Annotated in this window: 15 protein-coding genes and 1 pseudogene; 2 read left to right on the top strand and 14 right to left on the bottom strand. The window is 70.8% G+C overall.

Annotation, left to right across the window (positions count from 1 at the left end; translation table 11 throughout):
* Positions 1–311 precede the first annotated feature (311 nt).
* The 4 genes from ACWGJB_RS32955 to ACWGJB_RS32940 form a co-directional block, all read right to left on the bottom strand.
* On the bottom strand, positions 312–2,651 hold the full coding sequence (locus tag ACWGJB_RS32955) for a HelD family protein (protein ID WP_453383705.1): 2,340 nt from the start codon (positions 2,649–2,651) through the stop codon (positions 312–314).
* Positions 2,652–2,711: 60 nt separating this feature from the next.
* Complete coding sequence (locus ACWGJB_RS32950; RefSeq protein WP_453383704.1) at positions 2,712–3,473, bottom strand: anti-sigma factor family protein; 762 nt, start codon at positions 3,471–3,473, stop codon at positions 2,712–2,714.
* A 59-nt stretch (positions 3,474–3,532) separates the two neighbouring features.
* On the bottom strand, positions 3,533–4,054 hold the full coding sequence (locus tag ACWGJB_RS32945; protein ID WP_010039908.1) for a sigma-70 family RNA polymerase sigma factor: 522 nt from the start codon (positions 4,052–4,054) through the stop codon (positions 3,533–3,535).
* A gap of 368 nt (positions 4,055–4,422) precedes the next feature.
* Complete coding sequence (locus tag ACWGJB_RS32940) at positions 4,423–5,043, bottom strand: CGNR zinc finger domain-containing protein (protein WP_453383703.1); 621 nt, start codon at positions 5,041–5,043, stop codon at positions 4,423–4,425.
* 278 nt (positions 5,044–5,321) lie between these two features.
* Here ACWGJB_RS32940 and ACWGJB_RS32935 point away from each other — a divergent pair, with 278 nt between their 5' ends.
* Entirely contained in the window at positions 5,322–5,858 is a 537-nt protein-coding gene (locus ACWGJB_RS32935; RefSeq protein ID WP_453383702.1) for a peptidoglycan-binding domain-containing protein, read from the top strand.
* On the opposite strand, the gene ACWGJB_RS32930 is transcribed toward ACWGJB_RS32935, so the two are convergent.
* The 10 genes from ACWGJB_RS32930 to ACWGJB_RS32885 all read right to left on the bottom strand — a co-directional run bounded on the left by ACWGJB_RS32930 (position 5,809) and on the right by ACWGJB_RS32885 (position 14,631).
* On the bottom strand, positions 5,809–6,372 hold the full coding sequence (locus tag ACWGJB_RS32930) for a helix-turn-helix domain-containing protein (protein WP_453383701.1): 564 nt from the start codon (positions 6,370–6,372) through the stop codon (positions 5,809–5,811). The two genes, ACWGJB_RS32935 and ACWGJB_RS32930, sit on opposite strands and share 50 nt — an antisense overlap.
* A 344-nt stretch (positions 6,373–6,716) precedes the next feature.
* Positions 6,717–7,877, bottom strand: a complete 1,161-nt coding sequence (locus tag ACWGJB_RS32925) for a uroporphyrinogen-III synthase (protein WP_453383700.1) — start codon at positions 7,875–7,877, stop codon at positions 6,717–6,719.
* Positions 7,878–7,965: 88 nt separating this feature from the next.
* Positions 7,966–9,333: a nitrate/nitrite transporter gene (locus tag ACWGJB_RS32920; protein WP_453383699.1), complete on the bottom strand. Its 1,368-nt coding sequence runs from the start codon at positions 9,331–9,333 to the stop codon at positions 7,966–7,968.
* A 120-nt stretch (positions 9,334–9,453) separates the two neighbouring features.
* Positions 9,454–10,116: a hypothetical protein gene (locus tag ACWGJB_RS32915; protein ID WP_453383698.1), complete on the bottom strand. Its 663-nt coding sequence runs from the start codon at positions 10,114–10,116 to the stop codon at positions 9,454–9,456.
* A complete protein-coding gene (locus tag ACWGJB_RS32910; RefSeq protein ID WP_453383697.1) occupies positions 10,113–10,715 on the bottom strand; it encodes a hypothetical protein in 603 nt (200 codons plus the stop codon). The genes ACWGJB_RS32915 and ACWGJB_RS32910 overlap by 4 nt, the downstream gene beginning before the upstream one ends.
* A complete protein-coding gene (locus ACWGJB_RS32905) occupies positions 10,712–11,305 on the bottom strand; it encodes a hypothetical protein (protein WP_453383696.1) in 594 nt (197 codons plus the stop codon). The genes ACWGJB_RS32910 and ACWGJB_RS32905 overlap by 4 nt, the downstream gene beginning before the upstream one ends.
* A complete protein-coding gene (locus ACWGJB_RS32900) occupies positions 11,299–12,705 on the bottom strand; it encodes a putative T7SS-secreted protein (protein ID WP_453383695.1) in 1,407 nt (468 codons plus the stop codon). The genes ACWGJB_RS32905 and ACWGJB_RS32900 overlap by 7 nt, the downstream gene beginning before the upstream one ends.
* Positions 12,705–13,013: a hypothetical protein gene (locus ACWGJB_RS32895; protein WP_453383694.1), complete on the bottom strand. Its 309-nt coding sequence runs from the start codon at positions 13,011–13,013 to the stop codon at positions 12,705–12,707. The genes ACWGJB_RS32900 and ACWGJB_RS32895 overlap by 1 nt, the downstream gene beginning before the upstream one ends.
* Positions 13,014–13,142: 129 nt before the next feature.
* Positions 13,143–14,030 (bottom strand): hypothetical protein, encoded by an 888-nt coding sequence (locus ACWGJB_RS32890; RefSeq protein WP_453383693.1) that lies wholly within the window; start codon positions 14,028–14,030, stop codon positions 13,143–13,145.
* 139 nt (positions 14,031–14,169) lie between these two features.
* Positions 14,170–14,631, bottom strand: a complete 462-nt coding sequence (locus ACWGJB_RS32885; RefSeq protein WP_453383692.1) for an ATP-binding protein — start codon at positions 14,629–14,631, stop codon at positions 14,170–14,172.
* Here ACWGJB_RS32885 and ACWGJB_RS32880 point away from each other — a divergent pair.
* Positions 14,521–15,027, top strand: a pseudogene (locus tag ACWGJB_RS32880) (helix-turn-helix domain-containing protein); the annotation flags it as partial. The gene ACWGJB_RS32885 and the pseudogene ACWGJB_RS32880 overlap by 111 nt on opposite strands.
* Positions 15,028–15,035: the final 8 nt, after the last annotated feature.

Genomic DNA, 15,035 nt, shown 5'->3' with positions numbered 1-15,035 from the left:
GTTTCACCGTGTAGCGAGTTGTGCCGTCCGATCGTCGCACCTACCGCCGGGTAGGCGGTAGCGGGGCCTGCTTTCGTGCCTATTGTTCGCGCGAAAAAGAGGCCCACATCACATGGTGATGTGGGCCTCTTCGACGTTCATGACACCGACCCGCCATGCTCGCCTCGCGGCAAGTGGTCGCTCGTAGCGACGAAGGTTGGGCCCGGGGGCTTGGATCGAGCCGGTGTCACGACAAGGCTAACAAACAGATCCCGTAAGGCCATTCCCGTCCGCGGACTTCACAGGAAACCTCCAGCCGAACGGCCCCGCATTCACTCCCTGAGCAGGTCCGGCACCCCGGCCGCGTCCGGCTCGTCCCGCTCCCCTGAGACCACCGTCAGCTGCTGGGTCGCCCGGGTGAGGGCCACGTACAGCACGCGCAGCCCGGCCGGGGACTCGTCGGCGATCTCGGCGGGCGACACGACGACCGTCGCGTCGTACTCCAGGCCCTTGGCCTCCAGGCTGCCCAGAGCCACCACCCGGTCGCCGAGCCCGGCGAGCCAGCGGGCGGCCTCGGCGCGCCGGTCCATGGCCACGACCACGCCGACCGTGCCGTCGACCAGGTCGAGAAGCCGCTCGGCCTCGGCCCGCACGGTCTTCTCCAGCGAGTCGCGGACGACCGTGCTGTGTCCATTGTTCGTTGCCACAAAACGAGGCTCGACCCCGGTGGAGCGGACCGCCGAGGGGGACTTGGAGCCGGGCATGGCAAGGGCCAGCACCCTGGCCGCGAGCTCGGCGATCTCCGCCGGGTTGCGGTAGTTCACGGTGAGCTCGAAGCGGCGCCGCGGGCGGCTGCCGAGGGCCTCGTCCCGCGCCTCGGCCGCCTCGTCCGGGTCGGACCAGGAGGACTGGGCGGGGTCGCCGACCACCGTCCAGGTGGCGTGCCGGCCGCGGCGGCCGACCATCCGCCACTGCATGGGGGTGAGGTCCTGCGCCTCGTCGACGATGACGTGGGCGTACTCGACGCGCTCCTGGGCGAGCCGTTCGGCGCGCTCGCGCTGGGACTCCTCGCGCGTCGGCATCAGCTCCTCCAGGCCGGTGAGCTGGTCCAACGGGTCCAGTTCGCGCTTCTTCCTGGGGCGGACCGGGGCGCCGAGGATGGCCTCGAGTTCGTCGAGCATGGCGATGTCGTGCACGGAGTGGCCGTCCCGGCGCAGGGAGCGGGCGACCCTGCGGACCTCGCCGGGGTTGAGGATGCGGCGGGCCCAGCGGCCGAGGCGGCGCTCGTCGGCCATCGCGGTGAGGACCGCCCGCGGGGTCAGCTCGGGCCACCAGGCGTCGAGGAACCCGATGAAGGAGTCCTCCGTGACGATGTCCTCGTCGAAGGAGGAACGCAGTTCGGCGGCCAGCTCCGGGTCGCTGTGCCGGCCGGCCGCGCCGGAGCGGGCCCACAGGGCGTCCAGCAGGAGCCTGCGGGCGCGGGGCCGCAGCAGGTTGACGGGGGCCGTGCCGCCGAGCGCGTTCTGTCTGATGCGGTCGAGTTCCTCGGCCTCCAGCTCCAGGCGGCGGCCGAAGGCGACGACTCTGAGCCGGGCCGGGGAACCGTTCACCTCCAGGGCTCCGCGGGCGGCCTTGCGCAGCACCCGGAGCATCCGGGAGGAGCCCTTGGCACGGGCGTTGGCCGGCGTGTCGTACAGGGTCGCCTCGGCGCCGTCGACGAGGGAGCCGATGGCGCGGATGGCGACCTGGCCCTCCTCGCCGAGGGACGGGAGGACCCCTTCGGTGTACGCGACCAGCAGCGGGGTCGGGGAGACGATCAGGATGCCGCCCGCGTACCGGCGCCGGTCCTGGTAGAGCAGGTAGGCGGCGCGGTGCAGCGCCACGGCCGTCTTGCCCGTCCCGGGGCCGCCCTCGACGTAGGTCACGGAGGCGGCGGGGGCACGGATGACCAGGTCCTGCTCGGCCTGGATGGAGGCGACGATGTCCCGCATGGAGTGGGTGCGGGCCTGGCCGAGGGCGGCCATCAGGGCGCCGTCGCCGATGACGGGCAGGGTGTCGCCGTCGAGGAAGGCGGTCAGCTCCGGGCGCATCAGGTCGTCCTCGACCCCGAGGACCCGGCGGCCCTTGGAACGGATCACCCGGCGTCGTACGACACGCCCGGGATCCACCGGAGTGGACCTGTAGAACGGCGCGGCGGCCGGTGCCCGCCAGTCGATGACCAGTGGGGCGTAGTCCCGGTCGAGGACGCCGATCCGGCCGATGTGCAGGGTCTCGGCGATGTCGGCGGTGTGGTCCGCGCGGACCGCGCCCTCGGCGGGCTCCACGGCGGTGTAGGCGCCGTCCGGGCCCTTCTTGCCGTCCTTGCCGAGGAGCAGGTCGATCCGGCCGAAGAGGAAGTCCTCGAACTCGTTGTTGAGCCGGTTGAGGTGGACGCCGGCGCGGAACACCTGCGCGTCCCGCTCGGCGAGCGCGCCGGGCGTGCCCACCTGGCCGCGCTTGGCCGCGTCGTTCATGAGGAATTCCGCCTCGTGGATCTTCTCCTCGAGCCGCTGGTACACCCGGTCGAGGTGTTCCTGTTCGACGCTGATCTCACGGTCCCGAACGGAGTCCTGAGCGGAGTCCTGTTCCGAGCCGTGAGGGCCGACCGCGGATTGTTGAGCCTGAGCGGCCACCGGGCCCCCTTCTGACGTGCTGGGCAGCCGTCAACCGTACGCGAAGGGGGCCCGCTGAAGCTACGCGCTGACCGAGACCAGCTTCTTGCCGTCGAACGTCATGACTTCGAAGTGGTCGATCTGGTTGGGGGCGAAGGCCGCGCCGCCGTGTACGTAGAGGGGCTCCTTGGCCTTCTCCGACTTGGCGTCCGTGATGCCGTATCCCCAGGTCGGAACGGACCAGGAGGTCACCGTCTCGCGCTCGCCGTTCTTGCCGACGGCGATCAGCGAGCACTTCTTCGGTCCGGCGACGTTCTTGAGCTGGAGGACCGCGTGGGTGCCCCAGTCCTTCTTCTCGACGGCGACGGTCGCGGTGACGTGGGTCGCCGGGTCCGTGGCCGTCTTCTTGTCGGACATCGTCTGGAAGGCCGTCTGGGCCGGCCCCATGGCCATGTCCGTGCCGCCGCCGCTGTCCGAGCCGCTCAGCGCCACGCCGGCCACGGTGCCGCCGGCGATCAGCACGACCGAGGCCGCCAGGCCGAAGAGGCTGCGCCGGGTGCGGACCTTCCGCTTGTCGGCGACCTCCACGACCAGCTTCTCGACCATCCGAGGGCTGGGTTTGGCGGACAGCGACTCGCCGATGGACGGCGTGGATCCGGAACCCGGCAGATCGGCCAGGGCCGCCAGCATGGGCTCCATTCCGGCCAGCTCGTCGAGCTGCTGGGCGCACCACTCGCACCCGGCCAGATGGGCCTCGAAAGCGGTTGCCTCGGCGTCGTCGAGAATCCCCAGCGCATACGCGCCGACCGTCTCGTGCTCATTGGGAACCGGAGATTCCTGCATAGCACCAGACATACCCGAACCACCTGTGCCGAACCCGCCGTGTCCCCCGTACACACTCATCACGCCGTCACCCCCCGCTCCTCCAGTGCCAGCTTCATGGACCGCAGGGCATAGAACACCCGTGAGCGCACGGTGCCGCTGGGTATACCCAGCGTTTCGGCCGCCTCGTTGACGGTACGCCCCTTGAAATACGTCTCGACGAGCACCTCCCGGTGGGCCGGGGTCAGGTCGTCGAGCGCGTCAGACAGCGTCATCAGCCACAGCGCCTTGTCGATCTCGTCCTCCGCGGGGATGACCTCCAGCGGCGACGGATCGACCTCCTGCGGCCGGGCCTGCCGGCTGCGGTGACCGTCGATGACGATGCGGCGAGCGACCGTCACCAGCCAGGGGCGTACCGATCCGGTCGCTCGATTGAGCTGGCCGGCGTTCTTCCAGGCACGGATGAGTGTCTCTTGCACGACGTCCTCGGCGCGTTGCCGATCACCGGCGACCAGCCGAAGGACATACGCAAGGAGAGGTCCGGCGTGCTCTCGGTAGAGGGCACGCATCAGCTCCTCATCGGGCTCCGAGGGCTGGGACATGCGATGTCGGGCCCTCGATCCACGTTCATTGGCCACGGCCGCATCCTTGCGCACGCCCACCTCCGGTGTCCGGGGGTTCCCCCAGTCGGTCGCTCCCCCACCGGTACGGAAGTGACTCGCGGTGTGTTCAACAAGACCTCACATTTTTCCGCGAGGTGACATGACGAGCGGGACATGACCCCACATTCCCACCGCGTGATCTTTACATTTCCGACACATCGTCGAACGCCCGGGCGGTGCCCGAGGGTTGCCACGGACAAACCGAATGTTGTCGAAATCACTTTCGGGGAGCTTCGATGAAGATCCGGCAGATACCGCAAATGGGACGGGGGTTGAGGAGACCGGGCCGGGCGAGGACCGCTTGGCGGTCATGCTCGGGCGAGGGCCGCGCGGCGGCGGTGGCGGGCTACTCGTTCACGGTTGCCGCAGATCTCGCTGGAGCACCAGCGGCGTCTGCGTCCGCGGGAGGTGTCCAGGTAGACGATGGGGCAGTTGTCGCCCTCGCACTCCCGGACGGCCGCCCGTGCGACGGGGTCGGTGAGCAGTTCCACGGCGTCCCTGGCGACGGCCGCGAGCAGCGCGGCGCACTCGGGCGGCCCCGCCAACTCCCGTACCAGGAGGCCGTCCGCGCCGGGTACGGCACGCGGGGCCGGGGGTGCGGCGGCACGGGCGAGGTCGTTGACGCCGTCGAGCGCGAAGTCGTACGACCGGGGACGGGCGTTACTCCGGACGCCGTTCCGGCTGGTGTTCCGTTCGCGCACCAACTGAGCCACATGTCCCCTCAGTTCACGGAACGCGACCAGCCAGCCGGTGTCGGCGTGGGCCAGCGGGGTGCCCGGCGGTACGAGTCCGGAGCCGGTGATCCAGGCCCGCAACGGCTCCAGCGCGTCGAGCCGTTCGCCGGGATGCGTGGTCGCCAGCAGATCCAGGCAGATCCGCCCGGCATCGAAGCGCAGCTCGTACGGGGCCGTCGCCGTACCCAGTGCCATGTGCCCGCCACCGCCTAGGACAGGGAACCGTGTCCTCTCACAGTGCCCGGCCCGGCGGGCGGCCGGAACCCCTCGTACCCGTGTTCCGCGAGGTTCCCGTCCGACCCGCACCGGGCGGGGACGCCGGTGCGTACGGCGCGGGCCGTCCCCGTTGGGTCCGGATACCCCGGCGGGCCTCGCCGCGGCCGCCCGTGGCCGTGACCCTTTGTCCTGCGAACGCACAGCGAGCCGCCCCAAGGGGGACCCACGGGGGACGGCGGTTCAGAAAGGACACGTTCATGAGCATGCGCACCCGGGTCGTCGCGGTGGCGACGGCCGTACTGCTGGGCGCCGGCGGCCTGGCCCTGGCATCGGCCGCGAGCGCCGCCGCGCCGTACCACGGCATCGACGGCGGCGGCGGCGTCACCGACGACTGGCAGGACGAGGAGAACCTCGGCGTCGACGACTACGCCACGAGCGACGCGACGGCCCTGTGGGAGACCGTGCTGTGGGCGGACGGCGCCCAGTGGCAGGACGACGACGGCGACTGGCACCCCTTCACCAAGAGCCAGATCGACGGCTCGTTCGGCCCCGAGACCGAATCGGCCACCCAGTGGTGGCAGGAGCACTTCGGCCTTTCGGACAACGACGGCGTCGTCACCGACCAGACGTGGACGTTCGCCCAGCAACGGCTCACCGGCCCGACCTCGTTCCAGACCGTCACGTACCACGGCACCGCACACAACGCCCCGCTCAAGCGGATCAGCGGCAAGTACCGGGTCCGGATCAAGGGCACCGGCTCCTACAGGATCGCGTACTACGACAAGCTCGGCTGAGCACCCCGCGGGGCAGCGCCCACAGCAGCCCCGCGGTCAGCAGCACGATGACACCGAACGCGGCGAGGGCGGCCGTCCGCCACCGCCGCGTTTCCGGTCCCGGCACGGGAGGCGGTCCCGGCGCGGGAGGCGGTCCCGGTACGGGAAGCGGTCCCGGTACGGGAAGCGGTCCCGGTACGGGAAGCGGTTCCCGTACCGGAGGCGGTCCCGGTGCCAGTAGCGCTTCCTCCGGTGGCTCCGACGCGCCCTGCGGCCACGCCTGTTCGGCCAGCTCCCACAGTGCCAGCAGCCGCATCTGGTCCCCGCCGCCCAGCCGGCACAGCACCTGGGCCGCACTCCTCGGCGGCAGTCTGTCCCCGCTCAGATAGCGCTGCCACGACGACTTGCTGTACGCGGTGCGCCGGGCCAGACCGGCCAGGCTGAGCCCGGTACGGCCCTTCAGGACGCGCAGTTGCTCGACCAGGTGCCGGGCCTCTCCCGGCAGTGTGGCCGGCAACGGCTGCCAGCGTGTCATGTCCCGTTCCCCCTGTGTGCCTCGGTCCGGCGTCAGCGTGCCGCCCGCCCGGCCGGATCCGGCAGAGCGCACGCTCGCGGACCGGGGCACACACGGTCGCGCGCACGCGTCCGCGCGGGACGACCCGGCGCGGGCGGGGAGGAACGGACCCGAGGGGCGGTCCGGGAGCCGCCGGTTACGGCCGGTTGCCGGGAGACGGTCCCCAGAACGTCGTACGACGGTCAGCCGGACCGCTCATCCCCCGTGGCGAAGAACCGGAACGGTGCCGGAACACACACCGAACGCCGTACCACCCCATGGCCTCCACGGGCTCCATGGCCTCCATGGCCTCCATGGCCGGAGTCTCACACGTCCGCGTACTTGGCGTCCGCCGCCGGGTCCAGGGCGAGGCGGTAGCCCCGCTTGACCACCGTCTGGATCAGCTTCGGCGCGCCCAGGGCCGTACGCAGGCGGGCCATCGCCGTCTCCACCGCGTGTTCGTCGCGGCCCGCGCCCGGCAGGGCCCGCAGGAGTTCGGCGCGGGCCACCACCCACCCCGGCCGCCGCGACAGCGCCCGCAGCAGGGACATGCCGGCCGGCGGCACCGGCTTCAGCGCGCCGTCGACGAGCACGGCATGCCCCCGGATCTCCACCCGGTGGCCGGCGATGGGCAACGCCCGTGCGCGCGAAGGGAGTTCCTGGCAGAGCAGCTGTACGAGGGGACCCAGCCGGAAGCGTTCGGGCTGGATGGTGTCGACGCCGAGGGCCTGGAGCGGGAGCGCGGTGACGGGGCCGACGCAGGCCGGAACGACGTCGTGGTGGAGGGCGGCGAGCAGGTCGGCCTGGAGACCCCGTTTCTCTGCGCGGGAGAGGAGGGAGGCCGCGGCGGGCGCGCTGGTGAAGGTGACCGCGTCGACCGAGCGGGAGACGACGGCGTCCAGCAGCCGGTCCACCGGCCCGAGGTCCTCCGGCGGCATCCACCGGTACACCGGCACCAGCACGACCTCCGCCCCCGCCGCCCGCAACGACTCCACGAACCCCGGCAACGGCTCCCCGTGCAGCTGTACGGCGATCCGGCGGCCCTCGACGCCCTCCTCCAGGAGCCGGTCGAGGACCTCGGCCATGGACTCGGAGGACGGCGACCACTGCTCGGTGAGCCCGGCGGCCCGCACCGCCCCCTTGACCTTGGGACCACGGGCCAGCAACTCGACATGGCGCAGCCGGTCCAGCAGCTGCTCGCCGAAGCCCCAGCCGTCGGCGGCCTCGATCCACCCCCGGAACCCGATCGCGGTGGTCGCCACGGCCACGTCCGGCGCCTGGTCGATGATCTCCTTCGTGGCGGCGAGGAGTTCCCCGTCGTCGGCGAGCGGCACGATACGCAGGGCGGGCGCGTGCAGCACGGCGGCGCCGCGCCGCTGGAGCAGCGCCCCGAGCTCGTCGGCCCGGCGCGCGGCCGTGACCCCCACGGTGAACCCCGCGAGAGGGCCGGGCCGGCCGGGATCCGGCCGCTGCTGTTCCTCGTCCATGACTGCTCTCCTAGCTGGCCCGCATGCCGAACGAGCCTGTCAACGGCGCGTGACAGGCTCGGTTCGGCTCCGTGTCACCAGTGTTACGTCACACCTCGGCGTAGCTGAGCTGCGCCTTTGTCTCGGTGGCGGCTGTGGGGTGCCCCTGTGCGGCGGACCGGCGAAGGTATACGGCCCAGGTGACGGCGAAGCAGAGGCCGTAGAAGACCAGGAACGCGACGAAGGCGCCGGTGCCGGAGCCGTAGGAGAGGAAGGACTGCCGGAAGGCGAGGTTGATGCCGACGCCGCCGAGCGCGCCGACCGCGCCGATGAGGCCCATGGAGGCGCCGGACAGCCGCCGACCGTACTTGACCGCCTCCTCGCCCTCCAGCCCTTCGGCGAGGGCCTTGGCGTGGAAGATGCCGGGGATCATTTTGAACGTGGAGCCGTTGCCGATCCCCGTGAGCGCGAACAGGACGACGAACGCGACGACGAACAGCGGCAGCGACTTCTCGGTGCTGGCGGCGACCAGGACGGCGGTGGCGGCGGCCATGGCGATGTAGTTGTAGAGGGTGATCTTCGCGCCGCCGTACTTGTCGGCGAGCCGGCCGCCCACGGGGCGGACCAGCGAGCCGAGCAACGGGCCCATGAAGGTGAGGTACGTGGCCTGAAGCGGCGTACGCCCGAACTGGTTGGTGAGCACCTGCCCGAAGGCGAAGCTGTAGCCGATGAACGAACCGAACGTGCCGACGTAGAGGAAGGACATGATCCAGGTGTGGGCGTCCTTCGCGGCGTCCCTGGCGGCGCCGGTGTCGTTCCTGACGTTCTCGATGTTGTCCATGAACAGCGCGGCGAGGGCGGCCGCGACGACGATCAGCGGGATGTAGATCCCGAGCAGCACCCGAGGCCCGCCGTTCGCGCCGATCACGGCGAGGGCCACGAGCTGGATGGCGGCAACGCCGATGTTCCCGCCGCCGGCGTTGAGCCCCAGGGCCCACCCCTTCTTCTTCAACGGGAAGAAGGCGTTGATGTTGGTCATGGAGGAGGCGAAGTTGCCACCGCCGATACCGGCCAGGAGCCCGATCCACAGGAAGGTGTCGAAGGAGGTCCCCGGCTTCGTCACCGCGAACGCGGCGATCGTCGGGATGAGGAGCAGACCGGCCGAGATGATCGTCCAGTTCCGCCCGCCGAAGATCGCGACCGCGAAGGTGTAGGGGACCCGGACGACGGCGCCGACCAGCGTCACCATCGACGTGAGCAGGAACTTGTCCGCCGGTGTCAGCCCGTACTCCGGCCCCATGAAGAGGACCAGCACGGACCACAGGGTCCAGATCGAGAACCCGATGTGCTCGGAGAGCACCGAGAAGAACAGGTTGCGCCGGGCGATCTTCTCCCCGGTCTCCTTCCAGAAGGTCTCGTTCTCGGGATCCCAATGCTGGATCCAGCGATTACGGGGGGTAGGGGCCGGGGCTGTCATGACGCCTCCACGGTGCTCCGCGTGCTCGGTCTTCCGACTCCGGATGAGTGACTGAGCCCGAAGGTAGGGAGACAGAGTTTCCGCACTGTGGCTGTGGGTGACCGGAAGGGAACGTTGCTCTCACTCGGCCGTGGGGTCGTCGGTGAGGGCGATTTCGCGGGCGAAGGCGTCGAGAGCGGGAAGGACGGCGTACAGACGACCCAACTCGTGGGTGAGGGCGAGGAAATGGACATCGGTGGGGCGGGTGGTCGTACGCCAGTGGTAGACGGCCACGCCGAGAAGGCCGGCGGGGTCCTCCGGGCCAAGGCGGAGGAGACCGAGGAGGCGGGTACCGGCGCCGAGGTGCTCGGTGGCGGACTCCTCCCGGGCCACGTACTCGACGTCGTCGCCGGGGAAGAACCGGGCGGCGGGCCCCTTCTCGGCCTCGGGCTCGGGCTCGGGCTCGGGCTGCCAGAGGGCGAGGAAGACCGGGACCGGAGGACGGTCGAGATCCGGCCAGTGGAGGAGGTGGTAGTGCGCCGGGAACATACCGAGGAGCCGCTCGTACGTGTCCAGGACCGTGTCGGCGACACGGGTGCGCAGCTCGCCGCCCGGGTCGACGCGCTCGTGCAGGACGACCAGCGCGCTGCCGACGGCATCGGCGTACTCCCGCTCGTCGGCCCAGGGCGTGCCACGGAAGCCGGCGGGCAGGGCGACCCACTCGGGCCCGGCCTCGGGCGTGCGGGCCCAGTAGGGGGAAGGGGTGAGAGGCCGGTCCCCGGCGGCGGGGCCGAAGAGGCTCATCGTGTCCTCCATCGGAAGGTGGTCATGACGGCGTCGAACAGATCGACCAGCAGGACGGGCAGCTCACCGTCGGCGTCCTCGGCGGCGACCGTCGCGAAGGCGAGGGTCAGCCAGCGGCCCGGGTCACCTGGGACGGGGACCTGGTAGTCGACGCGCCGGGAGCGGAAGTCGAGGCCGCGGGCCGGGTCGGCGGGGGCGCTGCGCTCGGTCCTTACGGAGGGGGCGCCGTCGAGGCCGACGACCTCACGGCCGTCTTCCTCGCTCGCCAGGAAGAGCGCCACCTCCCGGGGGTCGACGTCGGGGGCGGCCGGGGTGCGGGTCTCGGAGACCAGGAAGGACGCGGGCAGGGCCATGCCGTGCACCAGTTCCACGGGCAGATACAGATCGAGCCCGTTCGCCTTCCGGGCTTCGGCGATCCGCTGCCGCAGCCCGTCCTCCAGCTCCCTGCGGTACGCGAAGACCTCGTCCCGGGGCAGCCCCGCGAAGGACCGGTCCAGAATCCGGCGGACGGCGGCGTCGGTGCCGTGCCGGAGGGGGATCCGGGCCCAGCCGGGCGGGAGGACGAGAGTGTAGGAGGTGGGGGCCGAGGTGGTGGTCATGGGGTGGGGGTCGCTTTCCGGCGGGAGCGGCGGCGGGTGACGGAGCCGTGGACGAGGAGGGTGAGGGAGAGGGCGGAGGCGAGGAAGCCGAGGCCGACGAGGACGACGGACGCGATGTTCTCCTGCGGGATCGCGGCGTCTCCAAGGAAGGCGGACAGCAGGATGAACCCGGTTTCGACGGTGTTCAGGCATGCCACGAACCAGAACTGCTCCGGCGGGGCGGAACCCCCGAGAACCAGAGGCCTTGAGCCGTCGAACGTACCCTTGTCGGCGTTGCGGACGAGGTGCCCGGTGAAGCCGCCGACGTGCTCGGGCCACGGTCCCAGAGGACGTCCCAGCAGTTCGGGGGCGTGCCACAGGTACGTCGCCGGTAGCACCGTGAGCCAACTGAGGGCCCAGCCCGCGACCAGCGCCGTGCCGAGCCACTGGGCGCCGGGGAGCAGCAGCACGGTCAGCGCCACGAGCCCGCACCAGGCCCAGAAGGCGAAGAAGCCGCCCGTCAGCAGCGAGTAGGCACGGACGCGGATCAGCACCGGAAGCACCCGGGCGCCCCCGGTCCGTTCCGGATCCCGGGATGCGTCGTTCACCATGTCGATCCCACCCCCACGGTGGCCCAGGTCTTGGCGTCGGTCCACGCGTTGGTGCCGTCGCCCCCGAGCCTCCCTTCCAGCCACGGCCCCGTCATGCCGAACATCTTGTCGAACGCGTCCACGCCCATGCCCGCCGCGAACCCACCCCGGCTGAGCCGCATCGCCCCGGCCCCCTTCGCGATCTCGTCCGCGATCCGCGCCGAGCCGGGGAACCGTGTGGCCACGTGCTCGAAGTAGGCCTTGAGGGAGGCCGCTTCCGGGCCACCGCGCAAGGCGTTCTTCCACGCACCGAGCTTCGGCAAGGCCTGTCCCGACAACTGCCGGGCGGCCTCCAGCGCCTCCCTCTTGGCCCCGTACATGGCTTTGGCCCCGTCGCTCATCGCCTTCTGCGCGGCCACCCACTCCTGGCTGCCCCTGACCCCCGTCTTGAAGACCCGCCCGGCATCCCGCATCCCCTGGGTCACGGCCCCCTTGAACGCGGCCTTTCCCAGGCCCGTCGCCCCGGCGCCCCGCATCGCCCCCCGCACCCCGTCCTCCGCGGCCCGCATCCCGGGTGCCGCCAGCCGTCCGAGGCCGAAGGTGGCGAGGGCGAAGACGTCCAGCCCCACGTCGATCCAACTGCCGGCGCCGGCCACGGCGGTCGTCGTATGCAGCAGCAGCGAGCCGATCGTCGCCCCGAGGGCGATCATGGCGAGGATGTTGAGGCCGGGGATGAACAGCGCGATGACGGCACACACCGTGGCCACCCAGACCAGCAGGTTGGCGAGATCGTTGAGCAACCGCGCATGATCGCTCACCCAGTTCTTGAACTTGTCCCAGCGCGAGTCGTGCAGCCCGTCCCTGCTGATCGCCCGCTCGATCTTCCCGGCCCAGTGCGAGCCCCGCTCGTCCCGGTGCCGTACGGCCCTGTCGAGCTTGTTCCGGGCCGCCCCGAGCGCGTCCTCGGCGCGGGAGAGGGCGTGCTGCCGGGCCGTCTCCGCGGACCTCTCCGCGTCGGTCAGGTCCTTCTCGGGCTTCTTGGACGTTCCCTGCGGAGGCTGATGGGCGTCGATCCGCCCCTGTGCCTCCTTCGCGTCGTCCAGCGCGGAGTCGGCCTGTTGCTGGCAGTCCGCCAGGTCCTCGGCCCAGTGCCCGAGGTAGCCGGAGACGTGGTCGTACCGGTGGTGCGTCCTGGCCAGCCGTCCCGACAGCTCCTGCGCCTTGTCGCGCAGGGCGCCGGCGTACTGCCCCTTGAGCTCGGTCGTGTCCCGCCCGATGGCGGTGAGCCGCTCGACCTGCTCACTGATCATCGTGGCGAGCTTGCCCAGCCGTCGGGACTCCGTACGAATGCCGTCCACGTCACCGGGTGCGGGGTCCTGCTCGGCGAGCGGCCGCCACTCGACGGGCCGCCTCGCCCCCACTACTTCCCGCCCTTCGGGCCCTGGGCGGTCTTCGCCAGCTTCTGATCGAGCTCCCGAAAGGCCTCATGGCACTTCTCGGCCAGCTCGCCGACGGTCCTGACGGAGGAGAGGAGCTGCTTGCGGTGGTAGCTCCAGTTGTCGGCGAAGTGGTCCATGGCACCGGCGACGTCGCCGGATCCCCAGATCTTCCTGAGGTCGCCCTGGTGATCCTCGGTGTGCTCGAACTCGTACTGGATCTTCGACAAGGTCTTGGCCGTTTTCACCAACAGCCGGTCGTCGACGGCCAGATCACCGCTGCCGCTGCCCACGTGCGCCCCCGTAACGCTCGATCGAAACCACCAATCGATCACAAACGTTCCGGGGACAGATCCCCAAGCGTGCTTGTTTAACGCCTGGTTGACCGCGCCTTGATGCCGTACTGACGGCAGGGCAGGAGATCAGCGCCGGGACGGCGGGAACTGCGGAGGCTGCTGGGGCGGGTAGGAGGGCGCGGGCTGCTGTTGATAGGGACCGGGGGCGTAGGGACCGGAGGGCTGCTGGGGTGGGGCGTAGGGGCCGGGCGGGTAGGGCGCGGGCGGCTGCTGGCCGTAACCGGCGGGGGCGGCGCCTTGGCCACCTTGGCCGCCGTGGCCGCCGTACGGGCCGTACGCGCCATAGGGACCGGCCTGCTGCTGGGGCGGTTGGTACTGCGGCTGCTGGACCGGAGTCGGCATGGGCGCGGGCATGGGCATGGACGCGCCGGGCGGCAGATACCGCACCCGGCCGTTCTCCCCCGTCACCGGCATGAACCCGGCGGCCTGGAGGCGCTGCGCGAACTTGGCGTTGCGGCCACGGGTGACGAAGAACCCGAGCCCCATGACGGCCATGAGAACGACCCATACGACACCGGAGATGACGAAGGCTCCGGCACCGCCCCCGGCCCGCGCCGCGGCCAGCACCAGCCCGAGGGTGATACCGCCGGCCCCGAGCAGCATCCGCTTCTCGGCGTTCTTGCCGGTGAGGTCGAACTGGATACGGGCCTTGAGGAGTTCGACGGCGTCGGGAACGAGGGGCGGCAGGGAGACCCCGTCGCCGGCGTTCGGATACTGCGCCCAGTTCTGCGCGGCGCGGGCCCGGCCCTGCGGGCTGTGGTCGGGGACGATCAGCATCTTGAGGACGTTGTTGCGGGAGCCGGTGTGGCGGGCGTCGGCGTATTCGTACCCGAACTGCTGGGCGATGAAGGCCAGCCGGGCCAGCTTCTTCACGGAGGACCAGGCGTTGGTGAGCTCGACGGGCTCGCCACCGGCCATCAACTGGAACATCTTCCGCACTTGCCGCGCGCTCACAGCATCCACTCCCCGTCGGCTGAGCCACTCTTTTAACTTCTGCAACCAGGGAATTTTTCCATGCGGCATGCCACGAGGGGACGGCTACCTGGCGGATTGACCGGACCTTGACCTGCCGTCAACGCTCGCTGATCGGTACTCACGCATTCACGCGGCATCCACTCACCTCGAACCACAGCAGCTTCCCGGCCCCGCGGTCCAGCGGGCCGCCGTCCCCGACGGGCCAGCCGCCCCACGAGTCGGCGTACTCCTGCACGAGATGCAGTCCGCGCCCTTCTTCGGTGTCCGCCGGGGCGAGTGGGACACGGTCCCATGGCGGTGTGCCGAAGGGCGCCGGGACGCGCGGATGACTGTCCCAGACACCGACCCGCAACCGCCCGTCGGGCAGGGCGGTCAGCCGGAGGGAGGCGGGGTCGTTCGTGTGCCGATAGGCATTGGTGACCAGTTCGGACGTCAGCAGCTCGACCACGTCGAGGATTTCGTGCCTGCCATGGCCGCCGAGTGCCGCCCGTACGGTCTTACGTGCGACGCATGCCGCGCGCGGATCACGGGGCAGGCGAAGGGCGTACGCCCAGGTGTCGGGCAGGGATACGGTTCCCATGGTGACTTCCAGCGAGAGAGGGGGAGGCGGATCGGGCTCAACGACCGCGCCGGGCGGTGGCTCTGCCGTGGGGGGTGCGCTTCCGGCTTATGGGCGCAGAGAGTTGGGCGGTACAGGCACTGCAGTAGGCCTCAAATGGGAGATACATCTCTGCAATCGGGGAGATGTGCCCGCACTTACCTCATGTGGGTTACGAGAGCGCCGCACATCGGCCGGGAAGGACATGCCGTGCCGCCCACCAGCAACCCCACGCTGCGTCAACGACGTCTCGGCACCGAGCTGCGCAAACTCCGTGAGCGATCCGGCCTCACCGTCACCCAGGCCGCCGCGCTTCTGGGCGTCAACCAAGGGCGCGTCAGCATGATCGAGACAGGTCGCAGCTCTCTCAGTGCCGACCGCGTCCG

Source organism: Streptomyces sp. NPDC054813 (assembly GCF_053611365.1).
Note: the sequence above shows the minus strand (reverse complement) of the source record. Positions and strands in the feature narration are given on the sequence as shown.

Excerpts from the sequence above, each read along its gene's own strand:
- ACWGJB_RS32885 (WP_453383692.1), bottom strand. The coding sequence starts at position 14,631 with ATGGGAACCGTATCCCTGCCCGACACCTGGGCGTACGCCCTTCGCCTG.
- ACWGJB_RS32930 (WP_453383701.1), bottom strand. The coding sequence starts at position 6,372 with ATGACACGCTGGCAGCCGTTGCCGGCCACACTGCCGGGAGAGGCCCGG.
- ACWGJB_RS32935 (WP_453383702.1), top strand. The coding sequence starts at position 5,322 with ATGAGCATGCGCACCCGGGTCGTCGCGGTGGCGACGGCCGTACTGCTG.
- ACWGJB_RS32920 (WP_453383699.1), bottom strand. The coding sequence starts at position 9,333 with ATGACAGCCCCGGCCCCTACCCCCCGTAATCGCTGGATCCAGCATTGG.
- ACWGJB_RS32925 (WP_453383700.1), bottom strand. The coding sequence starts at position 7,877 with ATGGACGAGGAACAGCAGCGGCCGGATCCCGGCCGGCCCGGCCCTCTC.
- ACWGJB_RS32950 (WP_453383704.1), bottom strand. The coding sequence starts at position 3,473 with ATGCAGGAATCTCCGGTTCCCAATGAGCACGAGACGGTCGGCGCGTAT.
- ACWGJB_RS32945 (WP_010039908.1), bottom strand. The coding sequence starts at position 4,054 with ATGTCCCAGCCCTCGGAGCCCGATGAGGAGCTGATGCGTGCCCTCTAC.
- ACWGJB_RS32910 (WP_453383697.1), bottom strand. The coding sequence starts at position 10,715 with ATGACCACCACCTCGGCCCCCACCTCCTACACTCTCGTCCTCCCGCCC.
- ACWGJB_RS32905 (WP_453383696.1), bottom strand. The coding sequence starts at position 11,305 with ATGGTGAACGACGCATCCCGGGATCCGGAACGGACCGGGGGCGCCCGG.
- ACWGJB_RS32915 (WP_453383698.1), bottom strand. The coding sequence starts at position 10,116 with ATGAGCCTCTTCGGCCCCGCCGCCGGGGACCGGCCTCTCACCCCTTCC.
- ACWGJB_RS32940 (WP_453383703.1), bottom strand. The coding sequence starts at position 5,043 with ATGGCACTGGGTACGGCGACGGCCCCGTACGAGCTGCGCTTCGATGCC.